The organism is Burkholderia sp. Z1 (genome assembly GCF_014893795.1).
Classification (GTDB): Bacteria; Pseudomonadota; Gammaproteobacteria; order Burkholderiales; family Burkholderiaceae; genus Burkholderia; species Burkholderia theae.
This window is the reverse complement of the sequence record NZ_JACFYL010000002.1, coordinates 699592-717625: the sequence shown is the minus strand read 5'-3', so window position 1 is coordinate 717625 and position 18034 is coordinate 699592. Positions and strand designations below refer to the sequence as shown.

7 protein-coding genes and 1 pseudogene are annotated in these 18034 nt (G+C 64.1%); 1 reads left to right on the top strand and 7 read right to left on the bottom strand.

The window, feature by feature from the left end:
• Window positions 1-647: 647 nt before the first annotated feature.
• From H3H55_RS20245 to H3H55_RS20235, 3 genes and pseudogenes are all read right to left on the bottom strand, one after another.
• A pseudogene (locus tag H3H55_RS20245) lies at window positions 648-9446 on the bottom strand (hemagglutinin repeat-containing protein); the annotation flags it as partial.
• A 75-nt stretch (window positions 9447-9521) separates the two neighbouring features.
• Window positions 9522-10415: a hypothetical protein gene (locus H3H55_RS20240; RefSeq protein WP_193099932.1), complete on the bottom strand. Its 894-nt coding sequence runs from the start codon at window positions 10413-10415 to the stop codon at window positions 9522-9524.
• Between the two features lie 81 nt (window positions 10416-10496).
• Window positions 10497-12203, bottom strand: coding sequence for a ShlB/FhaC/HecB family hemolysin secretion/activation protein (locus H3H55_RS20235; RefSeq protein WP_226800326.1), 1707 nt, complete (start codon window positions 12201-12203; stop codon window positions 10497-10499).
• A 711-nt stretch (window positions 12204-12914) separates the two neighbouring features.
• Here H3H55_RS20235 and H3H55_RS20230 point away from each other — a divergent pair.
• Complete coding sequence (locus H3H55_RS20230; protein WP_129515591.1) at window positions 12915-14156, top strand: NAD(P)/FAD-dependent oxidoreductase; 1242 nt, start codon at window positions 12915-12917, stop codon at window positions 14154-14156.
• 23 nt (window positions 14157-14179) lie between these two features.
• Here H3H55_RS20230 and H3H55_RS20225 read toward each other — a convergent pair whose 3' ends face one another.
• From H3H55_RS20225 to H3H55_RS20210, 4 genes are all read right to left on the bottom strand, one after another.
• Window positions 14180-14941: a FadR/GntR family transcriptional regulator gene (locus H3H55_RS20225; protein ID WP_047902565.1), complete on the bottom strand. Its 762-nt coding sequence runs from the start codon at window positions 14939-14941 to the stop codon at window positions 14180-14182.
• A 68-nt stretch (window positions 14942-15009) separates the two neighbouring features.
• Entirely contained in the window at window positions 15010-15900 is an 891-nt protein-coding gene (locus H3H55_RS20220) for an amidohydrolase family protein (protein ID WP_193099931.1), read from the bottom strand.
• A 55-nt stretch (window positions 15901-15955) separates the two neighbouring features.
• The gene (locus H3H55_RS20215) at window positions 15956-16897 is read right to left on the bottom strand and encodes an ABC transporter substrate-binding protein (protein ID WP_193099930.1); all 942 of its coding nucleotides are present in this window, start codon (window positions 16895-16897) and stop codon (window positions 15956-15958) included.
• Between the two features lie 80 nt (window positions 16898-16977).
• On the bottom strand, window positions 16978-18015 hold the full coding sequence (locus tag H3H55_RS20210; protein ID WP_048243392.1) for an ABC transporter permease: 1038 nt from the start codon (window positions 18013-18015) through the stop codon (window positions 16978-16980).
• Between the last annotated feature and the right edge of the window lie 19 nt (window positions 18016-18034).

Below are 18034 nucleotides of genomic sequence, written 5' to 3'. Positions count from 1 at the left end.
CCCTTCGAGCCCACACCGAATAACAAAATACCTTGTGTTGTTCCGTAAGGTGCCACTTGGTTAATTAACGGTATCAGCGTATTGTTATTAATACGCGGCACAGTTACGCCGAACATTGACCCCGGACGATTCAAGCCGTCGGCAACACCCATCTTCAGAGGAACCGGCGCGTAAAGAGCGCCAATCGCGGCAGCAAGGTTCAACCCATCATATGCAACGTTCCCCCACCCCGCAGGTAATACCTGATTGAATCCGTAGCGCAGTGGATTCACACCGGGATCAATGTTGCCGTTGTAGCGGTTATACAGACCATCAGCGCCTTCGGCCATACCGCTTAGACCAAACGCCAAGATCGGTAGACCTGCAGCACACCCCAAGCCAGTCGTACAGAACCCTGCCCCGGCCTTCGCCGTCACACCCCCAACCACCATCTTGGCCGCATCCTTAGCTACCCCCACCGGATCGTTCTTCACCGCATCGCCAACCTTCTGCAACGGCGCGTATTCAAACAAACCCGATTCCTTCTGCCGATTCACCCATTCCAGTTGCGGCTGCAACTGCGCTGCCTCGACCTCGCTCACAAAGTTCTTGGTCCGGGCCTCGCTTCCCGCCGGATACTCCGCCCAGCACTTCACCGCATAGCACGCCGCGCGCGTCAACTTCTCCTCTTCTGCCTTATCCTTGCCCGCTTTCTCCGCGATCGCCTTCTTCTCCTCGGGATGCAACTGCCGATTAAACCGATCCACCCCCGCCCCGGCCATCGCCCCCGTCCCACCACCCACCAACGCACCTGCACCACCCGCCAACACATTCGTCGCAAGGTTCCCCAGCAACTCATCCACGTTCGCGTTACCCGTCGGCCCCGCGTCCTTGATCGACTTGGCAATTTCATTCAATTCCGGCGCGAGCTTCGCCGACATACCCGCCCCCGCCGCCCCGCCCACCGCGCCCAAACCACCACCCGTCAAGCCCCCCGTCAACGCACCACCAGCAACATGTAGCGCAGCCCGACTATTACCACCCTCAGCCCAATCCTTCGCGTCCTGCTGATACTGAGCCTTAAGCACCGGATCACTCGTACCATCCGCATTCTTCAGCGCTTCATCGCGCTTCTTGTCCGCATACGATCCGACCTGCTTCGCAACCGTCTCCGCCGCCGCCTGCGCCGCATTGATCAGATCAGCCTGATTGCCCAGCACCTGCTGCAAATCCGGCGTCTTGCCGACCGTGCCATTCAGGTTCGACGTATCACGCTCCAGCATCGCCACATCCTGCTTCTGATTCGCGGGATCCGTAATCGTGATGCTGCCCGCACTGACCGCGCTCTTCGTCGATGCGCTACTGCTGTCGCTCTCGCTCACATACAGCGGCAACGCACCACCCGTGTTCTTCCCGCTCGTCGGCCCGTGCGTCGCGTAGTTGTTGCCGCCATTACCGACACCACCACCCGCACTAACCCCGAAGCTGCTTGCGTCGTATGCCGAGTGATTCTGGATATCCGAGAACGTCAGCGTCCCGGTCGTCAGCTGGTTCTTGTCCTTCGTCGCGGTACTCGCGATATACGCGCCCTTCAGGTCCGTATTGCCCTTGACCGTGATGTCAAAGCCACCGTCTCCCGCCTGAATGCCCGTCTGCTCGTGCACGCCCGCATAGCTACCGCTCGCGCGACCGTTCTGCATGCTGACGCTGGCGCTCGCGCCGCCCATGCTCGCGTTGAACCCACCGCCCGAACTGCTCTGATGCGCGGCGCTCTGGCTCATATCCTGCACCGACGCAAGATTCAGGTTCCCGCCGACATCCGCGATGACCTTGTGCGCATTGACGTTCGCCCCGACGATATTGGTATCGCCGCCGCTGACGATGGTCACGGTATTGGCCGCATTGATATGCGTGTTGTTCTGCGTCGCGGCATCCGAGTTCGCATCGCCATGCGCACGCGACATCGACGCCGACACCCCGAACCCGCCCGTTCCATACGAAACACCCACGCCCGCGCTCTTCGACTCGTTCGTGCTGCGCGTGCTGTCCGTGTCCGTGCTGTTGATCAGATTGACCTTGTTGGTCGCCTCCAGCAGCACGTTCTTCGCCGTGACGTCCGAACCCTGGATCGTCACGTTGCCCTGTCCGGCGTTCTTGTCACCGGTCGCCACGAACGCGGCCGTCCCGCCCGCCTTCACGGTGCTGCCGTTGCTCCGCGTACTGTCCGCGGTGAACGTCGACTTGCTATGCGATGAACCGAAGCTCAGCTCCACCTTCGCCTCGACCTTGCCCTTCGGATCGTTCAGCGCGTTCGTCAGGTTGCCGGTCGCGCCGACCAGATCGGCCATGCCGCCCGCCGCCGCAATCGCGTGAAGCGCTGCCGCCCGTCCGTCCTGGCTGCCGCCCGCGCCCTGCGCCTGCTGGTTCGCGTTCTGGACCGCGTCGATCACCGGCGACTTCACCGCCAGCGTGAAACCCGAGCTCTTCATTTCGTGGGTTTCTTCGTGATGACGATCCGTCCGCGACGCATCGATCACCACCTCCTTCGCGATGCCGATCACGTCGTTGCGCGCGACGATATCCGAGCCCGTGACATGCAGCGTGTTGCCGGCCTGCATGAAGACACTGCCATCGGTGCTGCCGATCAGGCTGCCCTGCGAACCCTTCACCGTATCGCGGCTGCTATCGATCGTCTGGTTCGTGCCATACGAGATCCCGGCACCCGCACTACCGAGACCGGACTTCTTCACGTCCTTGTAGTGATATTCGCTCGAGGCCGTGTCCGCGGTCGTGACGGTAAGGTCGTGTCCTGCGACGAGGTTCACGTCGTGAGTGGCAGCAATCGTCGCGGCCTTCGCCGTGAGGTCGTTTCCGGCCTGCACGACGACGGCATTGCCCGACAAGGTCGTGCCGACCGCCTGGGTATAGCTGCTCGAATCGATCGTGTGCGTCGACTTCGACGACAGGAAGCCGTTTTCCTTGCGATAGTGCTCGTCTTTCGCGCTCGCGCTCCGTTCACCGGCATTCAGGTTGACGTCGTGCCCGGCGCTGATACCGATCGCACCCTGCGCGTTCGCATACGCAGCCGTCGTGTTCACGTCATGGCCGGCGACGATCGCCAGGTTGCCGCCCATCGCGATCTGCGTACCCGTGTCGCTCGACGCCGAGTGTTCCGCGTGATTGCGGGCGTCCCACTTCACCGCGTCCTGGCTGCTCTGGCGAACCGCATTCAGATTGACGTCGTTTTCTGCTGCCAGCACCGCATCGCCGGTCGTCGCGATGACGGCCGCATTGGCGTTCAGGTTCCGACCGGCGACGGCGTGCAACGTGCCCGCATTGACCGTCGATACGCGATCGATACCTGTCGCGCTGCCATTCGCCGCCTTCGCCGAACTGGTCGTGCTCGTCAGGTTGAGGTCGCGGCCGGCCGACAGCGCCACGGTGTTGCCTTGAATCAACCCGCCAAGATTGTTGAGATCCTGGTTCGCACTCGCGAGCACGGTTCCGCCCGACACCGTACCGCTGTTGTCGATCGAATCGGCGTGAATGATCGTGACATTGCGGCTGGCGATCGTGCCGGTGTTCTTGTATGCGCCATCCGATTCAATGGTGACGTTCTTGCCGGCGACGATCGCGCCTTCGCCGGTCACGTCGGCCGCGTTCGCGCGCAGATAGACCTGCGGCACCAGCACCGTCTGCTGGCTGCCATCCGGCATGGTCACCGTCTGATTCACGAGCCAGACGATGTCGCTCGTCAGCGCAGCCATTTGTGCATCGGTCAGTGCCGTGCCGACGTTCAGCCCGAACTGCTGCGACACCTTCACGCCATTCGCCATCAGCGCTTCGTATTCGCGCTGGTTGTCCGTGTAGTCGCCGATGAAACGCTGGCCGGTCGCATGGATGATCTGTTGCTGAATCAGTTGCTGCTCGTAGAAACCATCCCCGATGCGCTTGAGCACCACATTCGGATCGACCTTGAGCGCCTCCAGCATCGTGTCGCTCGACAACCACTTCCGGTAATCGGTAAAGCGCGGATCCGATTCGATCAGGAAGCGGCTGCCCGGATCGCTCGTCACTCGATACAGCGCATTGTTCGGCAAGCGCGTGTTCGGCGTCACCGTGCGCACGACCACGTCGCCGACGTGGGCCTTCACGGCCGATACGGCGCCGACATCCACGCTCGACACGCCGGTATCGACCCGTACCTGGCCGCCCACGTCCTTGCCCGCTACCGGCGTCACGCCGGACCCGCTCGCGCCCTGCGCGGCGGACGTCGCCACCGCCACGCTCTTGACCGGACTGGACGGCCTGCCCGGATCGGTCAGCACCACCGGCAGATCGATCGTTTGCGACGGGATGGCCGGCGAGTATTGGGTCGGCGAGGTCGCGCGTTCGTCACCACGGAACGCGCCGGCCGACTGGACCCATGTATAAATCGCCTTGCCCGAACCCGAAAACGTCTCGGTGCCCGTCGCGCCGATGTTCTGCACGTTCTTCGGGTGGTTGCCGTCGCCGGCCACGATCCGGCTCTTGTCGTTGACACCGGACGCGGTATTGATCGTGATATGCCGGCCGGACGTGATCGTGCCGGGTTGTGAAGCCGTGACGACGTCCTTGGTCGATTTCACGTCGACCGTATAGACGGTATAGGTCTGCACGAGGCGGCCCGCCACGTCCGCGTTGTACCCGGCAAGCGCCCGGTTCAGGTTCCGGTACGCGGCGACGGTGGCGTTGTACCACTGCTGGAACGGAGCACAGGCAGTATGTGTCGAGGTCAGGCACGACGGGCTCGGCTGACCAAACGGAGGCGGTTTCACACCGGTCACGTCGGCTTCCGTCGGCGGCTTGACGGTGAACCAGTCGTTGCCGACGCCGCGCCTGCCGGACAATATTCCGCCGATCATCGACATGAGGAACGGCCCCTGCGTGGTCCACGCCGGATTCTCGTCCGGCGGCGGTGCGACACCAAACTGCGCCCAGATGTCAGCCGGCACCGTCCGATACGCGCCGGTCTGAGCCGCCTTGTCGCCATTGACGAAGTTCGCCGCGGGATACGCCGTGTCGTCGATCCTGCCCGCGACACCGTTCATCGTGTACTTCGCATACTCGGCGAACGGATACTGGGTCGACGGCAGCAGAATGAACTTCTGGTCGTCGTCCAGTGCCCATCGGTAGTCCATGCCCGGACGAATTTCCTGGCTGTTCTTCTGGTACAGGTAAACCGTCGAAGGATCGATCCTTTCAGTCGAACCCGGCACCTGGAACCACAACACGTTGCCGCTGTCGGTCGTGACCGTCGAGGTCCGGAAGTTCGAATTCAGGTTCTCGAACCGGTTTGCGCCGATCGTGACGTCTCGTCCGGCATCGATCTGCGCGCCGTCGTTCGTCACGATCTGCGCGCTGCCGGTTGCCTGATGGTTCGCATCCAGCGTACCGCCGACGCGAATGTCGTTGCTCGCGTAAATCAGTGCGTCGTTCTGGTTCTTGAGCGTCTGCGCACCGATGTCGATGTCGCCGCGCGATGCGATCACGCCACCCACGCCGTGGTCATTCCGGTCGTTGACGACCGTGTTCGCACGCACCGCGACCGTATCGCCGTAGATTCGACCACCCGCGTTCGTCACGGTGTCGCCCGCGGTCACCGTCGTTGCACCACCATCGATCAGGCCTTCGTTCGTGATCGACTGGTTCGCGTGAACGTTGGTAGCGTTGCCACCGATGATCTCGCCGGTCGCACGGTTCCGGATGGAATGGGCGGTCACGTTGGCGGTATTGCCCGCCGACAGGGTGCCGCTGTTGTCGAGCGTGCCGCCGGCCGTGGTCGTCAGATCGTGGCCCGCTACGATCTGGCCGGTGTTGGTCAGATCGCCTTGTGTCGTCACGGTGACGTCGCCCATCGACTGGAGCTTGCCGTCGTTGCCGAGCGTGCCTGTCGAGATCGTCAGCCTCTGACCGCCATTGATGTCGCCCTGCCTGTTGATCAGTGCATTCGCCGCGGCCAGCGTCGCTGTGCCTTTCGCCTGGATGCTGCCCGACGTATTGTCGATGGTGGGTGCGGTCAGCTTCGCATCCTTGTCGGCACGAATCGCACCGGCTGTATTGTCGATTGCGTGGTTCGCGCTGAGAGCAACGCTGGCGCCTTCCATCCCTGCGGCCAAACCCGGCACACCTGCCGTAGCCGGAAGCGTCGCATTGGCAGTCTGCGCGTTGCGAATCGTATCGCCCGTCACCGATAACGTGCTGCTGGCGTGCATCGCGCCACGCGTGTTGTCGACTGTCGTACCGGACACCGTCACATCGCTGTTGCCGCCGATCTGGCCCGCCACGTTCGACACCGTGCCGGCGCTCCGTACGGTCAATGCGCCGTCCGCGACGAGCGAACCCACATCATTGATCACGGATGCCGCGTTGACGGTCGCCGCACCGCTCGACGAGATTGCACCACCCGCGTTGCTCAGCGCTCCCGTTGTCAGCGTCACGCCATTGCCGAGAACCTGACCACCCGTGGATTGTCCTGCGAATACGCCGTTGTCGAACGTCTGGCCGCGCGTATCGAGATCGAGCGCTCCCGTCGCCTGCACCAACCCGGACCGGTTGTCGAACGCACCCGAACGGCTCGTCAGCGACTGGCTTGCCGCCACGTTGCCGAGCGTGTTGTCGATGGCATGTTGCCCCGACGCGAGCGTGACGTTCGCGCCCGTGATCGTGCCGCCCGCGTTCAGCAGTCCCGCGTTGGTCAGGTTCGTATCGCCCGACGCCAGCAGCTTGCCGCCTGCGTTATCCGTCGTGCCCGATGTCGTCACCGACAATGCGCCCGAGACGGAACCGATGGTGCCGCCGTGGTTCGTAACGGTCTGCGCCGCCACGGTCATGTCACGTGTCGCCGCAATCGCGCCGCCTGCGTTTGCCAATGCGCCCGCTACATCGAGCTTCGCCGCATCCGCCGAAACCGTGCCTTGCGAATTGTCGAACGTACCGGCATGCGTATTCAGCGCGCCAGCAGCGGTAATCTTGCCCTGGGTATTGTCGAGTGCCTGTGAGACGGTCAGCGTCATGTCGCCGGCGGACGTGCCGATCTGGCCGGCACGGTTACCCAGCGTGGCGGCCGTTGCCGATAGCCCGGTTGCCCCGATCAACTTGCCGCTGTCGTTCAACACCGTACGCGTCGCGTTCAGCGACAACGCATCCGACGCGGACCCGATCTGGCCGCCCGCATTGACGAGATCCCCCGTCCGGATTTGCGCACCGCGCTCGGCGGCCATACTCCCGTTCGAGTTGTCGATCGTGTCGCTTGCAACGACGAGCGCCTGGGCCGAACTCACCGTGCCGCCGGTGTTCGTCAGGGACTGCGTCGCACGCAGCGTCGTATCGCCGGCGGCCGATCCGATCGTGCCCGACGCGTTGCCAATGCTGCTTGCCGTCACCGACAGACCATTGCCGCCGACCATCGCACCGGACCGATTCGAGACGGTGTTGGTCGCCGTCACGGTCAGCGCGCCCGTGGCGCCGATCCGGCCGCCCGTGTTCACGACATCGTTCGCGGTGATCCGTGCAGCATCTGCGGCGATCGAGCCGGCCGCGTTGTCGAGATGGACCGTGTGAATCGACAGGTCGTTACCGGACGCAATCTTGCCGCTTGCGTTGTTCAGCGATAACGTGACGTCGAGCGAGGTATCGCCCGCCACCGAGCCGATCTGGCCTTGTGCGTTGGAAACCGTATTCGCCGTCAGCGCGAGACCATTGCCAGCTGCGATTTTCCCGTTGTCGTTGGATACGCTCCCGGTCGCCGTCAGTGCCAACGCACCCGTCGACGTGCCGATCTCGCCCGCGGCATTCGTGAAGTCGGTTGCAGCGACCTGCGCCGTGCGCGCAATCAATTTCCCCCGGGTATTGTCAACCACGCCCGCCGATTTCAGCGACAGCGCATCCGCCACCAACGTACCGGCCCGATTCGAAACCGCTTGCGCCGTCACGTTCGCAAGGTGCTGCGAACTGATGGCGCCCGAGTCGTTGACCAATTGCCCCGCATCGAGCGTCAGATTCTGGCCGGTCATTGTTCCGCCAACGTTCGACAGCGTGCCGTTCGTGGTCACGTTGATCGCACTGGCCGCGTTGACGGTTCCATGGTCGAGCGTCACATCGTTCGCGAACAGATTGACGTTGTCGCCCGCGGCCAGCGTACCGCTGCTCGTCACATTCGCCGCGCGCGCCGTGATCGAGCCGCCGCCGACGAGATCGCCTGCGGAATCCGCACCCGCGTACGCCTGCCCGCTATTAGTGAACGAGGTTGCCGCCATCAGGTTCGTATTGCCGCCCGACGCAATCGTTCCGGCGTTCGACAGCGCCTCGGACGCATTCAGATCCGTCGCCTGCGCGCTGACGATCGAGCCTTGCTGCGCAACGTTCGCACCCTCGATCCGGGTGTTCGCGGCCGACTGAAGACGTGCGGTCGGCGCAATCGTCACGTCGCCGTTGTTCGAGACGTGGATATCGCCGGTCAGCGACGTGACGGAACCGGCATCTCGCACGCCCACGCCGGCCTCGGTCCCGATCATCCGGACGCTGTTGGCAAACATGCTGCCCAGCGCCTGCACGTCGATCGCGACGCCCGGCGCTGCACCGGTACCGGACTGTGCGTGCGCGGTGTTGCTCGCATAATCGACGCGATTCGCGCCGGCCACCGCGTCGATCGAATCCGCCCAGACCTGACCGTTGATCGTCATCGCGCGTGCGATCAGGTCGATCGCACTGCCGTGGGCGTCGAGCCCTGCACCGTCGACGCCGATGTGCCCCTGCTTGACGTTGAACCCGGCCAATGTGCCATCGGGATTGAAGGTCGGCACGCCGGTCGTCAGCGTCACGCGCGGGACATTCAGAAAGCCGCACCCCGCACAGGTGATGCCGGCCGGATTCGCGATCACGAGATTCGCGCGATTGCCCGCGATCTCGGTCGGCCCGAGCAATCGACTCGGATTGCCCGACGTGACCTGGTTGACGATCACGCGCGCCGTGTTGTTGCCGAGAAACGGATTCCCCTGAACCCAACCTGCGAGCTGCGTCTGGGAATTCCGGCTGCTGTTGACCAGCACCGCGCCCTTCGTTCCGACGTTGTATTGCGTGAAGCTGTTCAGCGAGACGCCGTTCTTCGGTGCGGTAATGTTGACGAGCGGCACGCCCGATGCCGACACGCCGACGACCGGATGCGTCGGCCCGCTGCGATCGGGCGTGATCGGCAGCGTTGCCTGCGCTTCGGCGACCAGCGGTTGCATGCCGAACGTGCACAGCGACGCAAACGCAATCGCACGCGCGGCAAACCAGATCGAGATTCCGGATTCCACAGATTCATCGTGTACCGTTCGGCGCACACGACCGCGTTCGCCGCCCCCGTGCGCCGATGCATGTTCGTCGACGGCCACTAGCATGCCGCGCACGGCATTGAACACCAGGCGAAAGATTCCGGAATTCATGATCGATTTCTTCCTGAAAATACGTCGGGCCAGCGACATCGCTCATGCGTCGATGCCGCTGGCCGCGTTCACACGTTACTTGCAGCTCAGCACCGCCAGACCGTTCACACCACCCACCGTCGGCGCATGAACGCCATACGACACGACGAGATACGGCGTCGCTTCATTCGGTCCCATGAAGCGGGAAAACAGCGACGACTTTGTCGTAACCGACGTCGACATCGAACCGACCTGCGTGCTGCCGCTGAACGTCTGATTCGTGTCCGCGCCGATCGAGTACTGCAGCGTCAAGGCCGCGTTCGCCTGGAGGTAGCCGAATGCGTCTTTCTTGCTGGTCACGACCGCGGTCGCACCGGCAAGCGATCCCGGTGCGGTATTGCCGTCGATCGAGGTAGGACGCGTTGCGGCAGCAAGCTCGCAGTTCAACTGCGTCTGATCGGTCACGCTGACCGTCACCGGGGCGCCAACTGCCCAGGTCTGGCCTTGGTTCCCGGTGTACGAGTGGCCAGCGGAGTCGCTACCCGCCGTCCAGCGGCCGATCGCGTAATCGCCATTGCCGGCGATGTCGGTCACGGTGCCGGTCGACAGACTGAGCACGTCGCCGGTTCGCGGCAGCGTGGTGTACGCACCCGGTGCTTGCGACTTGAGTTGCGATGCGTCGACGCCATTGCTCGACAGCGTGAACGACCCAACCGGGAACGACCCGTCCGCTTTCCACGATACGGGCGGGGTCATCACACTCACGGTCGCGAGGCTGCTCGACAGGGCCTGAGACTGACCCTCCACGCGAATCGACGACGCAGCACCGCCCGGCACATGACCGCCTGCGGATGCGTCGGTCGATGCCGCGGCGCTTCCGCTGCCACCGTCGTCGCCGCCACCACACGCGCTCAGACCGAGCGCGGCCACCACCGCAAACGTTGCCGTCGCGGCTTGCAAGATATGACGCTTCCGATACACGAATTGCATGGTTACTCCTTAGTTCTACTTGACGATTGACGAAATGCCGACTCAAGATCCATGACCTCGATCGGCCCACCCCAACTACGCTCAGAACAACGTGCTGACCTGAAACAACAACGTCGGCGAATCGGTGTTGAAGCCTGGCGGTTTCGACAACGGCCAGCCGAGCGAGACGTCGTAGTTCAGCGCTGCACCGAGCACGTTTTTCGGTGCGAGCTGGCCGCGCATGCCCACGACGGCACCCACGAGCGTCTCGCCGATCAGGTACTGCGCGGCCGGCCCGCGCACACGCCCGGCATCGACACCGACATACAGCGCCTGCGTGCCGACCGGCGTCGGCACATACCAGTCGAGTTCGTTGGAAACCGCCCAGCCGCTCTCCGCGGCGAGCGTCAGTTGTTGATCGAAACCGCGTATGGCATAACGCGTGCCGATCGTGAAATAGTCGGAAGGGGTCAGCGGCGTGCGTGCGTTCTGCATGTTCCACGCGAACTGGTACGAGAACGCCTGACCGCCGAGCTTGAAAGGCACTTGGGCGCTGAAGCTCGCCAGCTCGACCTGCGTCTTGCCGTCGAAGTCCGGCGCACCCACCACCGTGCCGGCGTTGCCGGACAAGCCCGGCAGCGACGCGCGCCACGCAAGCGAACCGTCGAGCACGACGTTGCCGATGGTTTGCCGATGCGCCAGACCCAGTTCATAGCCGATGACGTCGCGATGCTGCACCGGAACGTCCACGCCATCGATCGCGTTGCGGCTGATCTTGCGGAACAGGTTGCCGCGCAGCTCCGTCCGCGCGTAGGCGTTCCGATGGATCACGCCGGATAGTCCGGCCTGAAGCTGGGACTGAACACCGCTGTATTCGATCGGCTCGTCAAACCCCGCGACGGTCTGCTTGTAGCGCGAGCGGCTCGCGTTCAACGTCAGCATCGCGTAACCGATCGGCACGCTGTAGTTGGCCGACACCGACTGGTTGCCGTGGTCGGATGCGCCGAAGTTCGCGTTGGTCGTACCGGCCATCTGCAGCTGGTCGTAGAGGTGAAACGGCGAGTCGAACGTGATCGAGCCCGACAGTTCGTACTTGCCCGTCGAGTCGAGGCCCGCGTTGTCCGACCCGATGACGGCGTGCCAGCGCTTCCCGGTTCCGGGATGCAGGACAACCTCCGAGTCGCCGGGATTCACGCCCGGCGCAATGTCGATGGTGGCGTCGGACTGCGATTGAAGGCGGCGCAGGTTCTCCAGCCCCTGATCGATGTCGCGCTGGTTCAGCAACGCGCCAGTCGAAGCAGGCAGAGCCGTGCGCAACCAGCCGATGGCGGATGGGTCTGCCCGGACGTCGCTGATGCGCCCCGGGACGACGCGCAGCGTCAACATCCCCGATTGCATCGATTGCGTCGGCACGAGAACGCGGGTCGTGACATAACCGCGCCCGATCAGTGCGTTATTGGCGGCGTCCTGAATCTGCTTGAGTGCGGTCTTGCCAACGCATTGCCCGACGACCGGCTGCAAGAAGCGCGCGAGCCATCCGAACGTGTTGCCTTCCAGCGCGATGGTCGTGACCGGAAAACACGGCGTGTCGAGCGGCAGGCTCGCGACACCGGCCTTCGACGACGATTCACCGGCCGGCGTCAGCACATTGGCGCGCGGATTCAGTTCCTTGGCGGCTTCCAGTTGTTGCTGCTGCAAACGCTGAATTTGCGGGCCAAGCGTAATTTCAGACGGCGGAACGGCTTGCGCTAACGTGGAAACACTCGCCAACACCGAAATCAACACGGCCGAAGTTTCTCGATACTTCATGGGTTGGCGGCGTAATGATTGGTCTCGCACGCATCGTAATTCAATGAAACATATTCAGGCAGATTGCCTGAAATACGAATAATCGTTGTCCGATTGTTATTCCACCTTGCCTTTCAAACTCGTCCTATATTTTTACGGAACCATCCTGTGCAGCCGTCGCCATCCACACAATGAATTTGACGGTTGGAAAGCTTTTTTGGTGCTGGTATGTTTATATTTTTCGACACCTTGACCACCCGGAGCGCCGCCTCACCCGCCTCCTTCGGCTATCTAGCCACGACAATTCAAATCTTTATTTCCATGGAACCTGCAACAGATATCCTCGCAAACACATCTCCATCAAATTCAAATTTCCCTTACCGAAACTCAAGCCATCATAAATCACGATTACACGAATCATTTATCCCGATAAACCAACCTCAATTTCATTGACACCCGTCTTATTGATTTATCAGCCATCGCAATAGGTCGAATACGATCGGTACGAATTTCGTCATGTCGCACATTCACAACAGATGACCGACTACATCGAACCACGCGTTCCTCACCGCCCGGCATTCCGCCGCCCCTAGCTCGGTTGGCGTTCTCATTCCGCCGAATTCTTGGTACGCCATGCGCGCGCGAGTATGCTTGTAGCTCGAACGACTTCCCACACCGGCAGCGCAGCGAATGCGACCTCGCGCTTGCGTAGCCAACCGCCATCTACCATTCATGGACTTCGACGTAATCGTTCTGGGCGCCGGCATCGTCGGCGTCTCCGCCGCGCTGCACCTGCAGGATCGCGGCCGCAAGGTCGCCCTCGTCGATCGCGGCGCACCCGGCGAGGGCACGAGCTTCGGCAACGCGGGGCTGATCGAGCGCTCGTCGGTCGAGCCGTATCCGTTCCCGCGCAGCCCGTTCACGCTGATGCGCTACGCGCTGAACCGCTCGACCGATCTCTACTGGCACAGCGCGTCGCTGCCCGCGTTCGCGCCGTGGCTCGCGCGTTTCTGGTGGGAATCGGCGCCGATGCGTCATGCGGCGGCGTCGCGCGACATGCTGCCGCTGATCGAGCGCTGCCTCGTCGAGCACGACGCGCTGATCGCGCGGGCCGGCGCCGGGGAGCTGATCCGTGCGAACGGCTGGCTGGAAGCGTTCCGCACGCCGGCCGCGTTCGAACGCGGTGTGGCCGAAGCCGGCCTCACCGCGCGCCGCCACGGGCTCGGTATCACGCCGCTCGACGCCGCCGCGCTGCTCGCGCACGAACCGAGCCTCGCGCCCGGCTTCTGCGGCGCGCTGCACTGGCTTGATCCGAAAAGCGTCGTCGATCCGTCCGCGCTCGTCAAAGCGTACGCGCAGCTCTTCGTGCAGAACGGCGGCACGCTGCTGACCGGCGACGCCGCGAGCCTCGACGCGCTGTCGCCCGGCTGGCAGGTCAACACGCAGGACGGCACGGCCGCGGCACCGGCCGTCGTCGTCGCGCTCGGCCCGTGGTCCGACACGGTGTTCGGCAAGTTCGGCTACAAGATTCCGCTGCGCGAGAAACGCGGCTATCACATGCACTACGCGCCATCCGCGCAGGGCGTGCCGTCGGCGCCGATCGTCGATCGCGAATACGGTTACGTGATCGCGCCGATGCGGCGCGGGCTGCGGCTCACGACCGGTGTCGAGATCGCGCGGCGCGGCCTGCCGCCGACCGGCGTGCAGCTCGAACGCGCGGAACGCATCGCGCGCCCCGTGTTCGGTTTCGGCGAGCGGCTCGACCCGCAACCGTGGCTCGGCTTCCGCCCATGCACACCCGACATGCGCCCGGTGATCGGCCCCGCGCCCGCGCATCGCGGGCTGTGGTTCTCGTTCGGGCACAACCACCACGGGCTGACGCTCGGCCCCGTCAGCGGCCGCCTGCTGGCCGAGATGATGACGGGCGAAACCCCGTTCACCGATCCGGCGCCGTATCGCGCCGACCGCTTCTGAACCTGTAACGCGACAACGCGCGCTCAGTCGAGCGCGCGGCCGAAGATGCGGATCACTTCGTCGAGATGCTCGGCCATCGCGCGGCGCGCGGCTTCCGGGTCGCGCGCGCGAATCGCGTCGAGGATCGCGCGGTGCTCCAGTTCCGACCGGTGCGGCATGTCGTTCGGCATGTAGAGCGACTGCAGCCGCTGGAACATCAGGTCGTATTTGTGCGCGAGCAGCTGCTTGATCATCAGCGCATACGCGGGGTTGTCGCTCGCTTCCGCGATGCGGATATGGAACAGCCGGTCGCCCGGGTGCGTGAGCGACCCGCTGCGGTTGTCTTCCTGGTTGCGCAGGAACGCTTCGTGGATGCCTTCGATCTGCTCGTCCGAGCCGTGCTTCGCGGCGAGCGACGCGGCTTCCGGCTCGATCAGCCGGCGCGCCTGCAACAGCGCGAACGGCGGGATTTCGGTATCGAGGTCGAGCGCGATACCGAGTTCGGGATCGATCTCGACGATCGTGAACGGCGCGGCTTTCGCGTCGGGTTCGGGCTCGGGTGCGGCGGCCGTTTCGGGATGGCGCACCTTCACGCCGTCGCCGACGCGCACGCTGACGAGCCCGCTCACTTCGAGCGCGATCAGCGCTTCGCGCACCGACGTGCGCGATACGCCGAACTGTTCGGCCAGTTCGCGCTCGGGCGGCAGATAACTGCCCGGCGGAAAATCGCCGGACTCGATCATCGCACTGAGCTTGTCGGCGATCTGCTGGTAGAGGCGGCGGTTCTGAATCGGCTGGATGGACATACGTTGATGCTGGTGATCGGTTTCGTTGCGTACGGTCTGACGAATCGCACTGACCGTTCGCGCCTATTTTATATGCCGCGCTTCACATCGCCCGGCACCGCATAGCATCGCGCGGCCGTGCCGCCCCACAGCGCGTTGCGTTCAGCGGCCGACAGCCGCGATTCGGCCCAGCGTTCGACCAGCGACGCCACTTCGTCATACGACGCGGCGAGCAGGCACACCGGCCAGTCCGACCCGAACATCAGCCGCTGCGGCCCGAACGCGTCGAGCGCCGCATCGAGGCATTGCTCGATGTGCCGGATATCCTGCCCGCGCAACCCGCGCCGCCAGTCGGTCTCGGTCACGAGCCCCGACAGCTTGCACGCGACATGCGGCAGCGCACCCAGCTCGCGCAACGCGGCGCGCCAGCGCGCGAGCGCCGTTTCGTCGCGCTCGAACTCGGCGAGCGCGGGCTTGCCGACATGATCGAGCACGAGCCAGTGCGCGTCGTGCCGTGCGCAGAACGCATGCACGTCCGGCAACTGGCGCTCGAACACGAGCACGTCGTACACATAGCCGTGCGCCTGCAGCCACGCAATGCCGCGATTGAAACCGCGATCCGCGACGAACGCACCGACATCGGCTTCGTCCTGTATCTGGTGACGAAAGCCGCGCAGCTTCGGGCTGGCCCATTCGGCAATACGGTCCGCGAGTTGCGGCGCACCGAGATCCTCCCAGCCAACCACAGCCACGATGCGCGCGTCGTCGCGGGCGAGATCGAGCAGGAACGCCGTCTCGTCGCGCCCCGCGCGCGCCTGCACCGCGATCGACACGCCGAGCGCCTGCGTATGCATCAGCGGCCACAGCGCGTCGGGCAGGTAGTCGTGCGCGAGCACGTCCATTCCTGGGCCGATCCACGGATAGTCGGCCGCGCGATAACGCCAGAAGTGCTGATGGGAATCGATGCGCACTGCGCCCATGGTGTCCTCGTGTTCGGTCGTCGCGGCGGCGACGTGCGCCGCCGCGACGCGACGTTCAGTCGTACAGCACCGCCGCGATCTTCGGATCGTCGATATTGGTCTTGTCATACCAGTAGAAACCGGTATCGATGACCTTCGGCAGCTTCTCGCCCTTGATCGCCTTCACGGCCGCCTCGACCGTCTTGTAGCCGATCCCGATCGGGTTCTGCGTGATCGCGCCGGCCATCAGCCCGCTGCGGATCGCATCCTTCTGCTGCTTGCCCGAATCGTAGCCGACGATCACGACCTTGCGTTTCATTTCGCGCACGCCGTTGACCACGCCGATCGCCGAGCCTTCGTTGGTGCCGAACAGCCCCTTGAGCTTCGGATACGCCTGCAGGATCGACTTCGTCACCTCGGTCGACTTCAGCTGGTCGCCTTCGCCGTACTGCACAGTCACGACCTGCACCTTCGGGTGCGCCGACTTCATCCGTTCGAGAAAACCGTCGCGGCGGTCGATGCCGGTGCGGCTCGTCTGGTCGTGCGCGACCACGGCCACCTCGCCTTCGTCGCCGATCAGCGCGGCGAGCTTGTCGGCGGCGAGCGATGCGGCGGCCTTGTTGTTGGTCGCGGCGGTCGTCACCGGGATGTCGCTGTCGACACCCGAGTCGAACGCGATCACCGGGATCTTCTCGGCCTGCGCCTTCTTCAGCAGCGGCAGCGCGGCCTTGCTGTCGAGCGCCGCGAAACCGAGCGCGGCCGGCTTCTTCGCGATCGCGGCCGACAGCATGTCGATCTGCTTGTCGACCATCGCCTCGGTTTCGGGCCCTTCGAACGTCACCTTCACCTTGTAGTCCTTCGCGGCCTGCAGCGCGCCCGATTTCACGGCCTGCCAGAACTGATGCTGGAAGCCCTTCGAGATCAGCGGGATATAGGTTTCCTGCGCGTGCGCGCCGGCCGTGACGCCCACGGCGAACGTCAGCCCGACGATCGCGTTCAACACCTTGCTCCTGATCACTTCGCGTCTCCTTTTTTCGTATCGAATGGAACGCCGGCCGAAACCGGCGGTGAAGCGCATTCCTGCATCGGTCGCGTCGTTCAGCGGCGGCGCCGGCGCAGGATGTCGACGTAGACGGCCAGGATGATGATCACGCCCGTCACGACCGTCTGCCATTCCTGCGCGACCGACATGATGCGCAGGCCGTTGGTCAGCACGCTCATGATGAACGCGCCGATGATGGTGCCGACGATGCTGCCCGCGCCGCCCGACAGCGACGTGCCGCCGATCACGACGGCCGCGATCGCATCGAGCTCGTAGCCCTGCCCGAGCGCGGGCTGCGCGGAATTCAGCCGCGACGCGATCAACAGCCCCGCGATCCCGCACACCGCGCCGCTGAACGTGTAGACGGCGATCTTCCACGCGTCGACGTTCACACCCGACAGCCGCAGCGCTTCCTCGTTGCTGCCGAGCGCGAACGTGTAGCGGCCGAAGATCGTCCGGTTCAGCACGATCGACGCGCCGATCGCGACGAGGAACAGGATCAGCACCGCGTTCGGAATCGGCAGCGCGGGAATCAGGTTGCCGATCAGCGAATCCTGCGCGATCGACGTGAAGCCCGGCGTGTCGTTGAAGTAGATCGGCCGCGTGCCCGAGATCACGAGCGACAGCCCCTTGAGCAGCATCATCATGCCGAGCGTCGCGATGAACGGCGGCACCTTCATCTTCGCGATCACGAAACCCGACACGCTGCCCGACAGCGCGCCGAACAACAGCGCGGCCAGGATTCCCAGCGGCAGCGGCATTCCCCATTTCGTGAGAACGACGCCGGCCATCACCGCGCAGAACGTCATCAGCGTGCCGACCGACAGGTCGATGCCCGACGTGATGATCACGTAGGTACAGGCGACGGCCAGCACGCCGTTCACGGCGGTGGCCTGCAGGATCGTGACGAGGTTGTCGACTTCGAGGAAGTTCGGCGATGCGATGCTGAAGAACACGATCAGCAGCACGAGGCTCGCGAACGCGAGCAGCTTCTGGCGTGCGGCCGGGTTGAAGAAACGGGCGCGAAAGCCGGGTGCGCCGGCCTGCGAATCGCCGGAAGTCATGGGCGGGACGGGATGCGTATCGTTGGGCATGATCGGGTAAGCGTCTGAA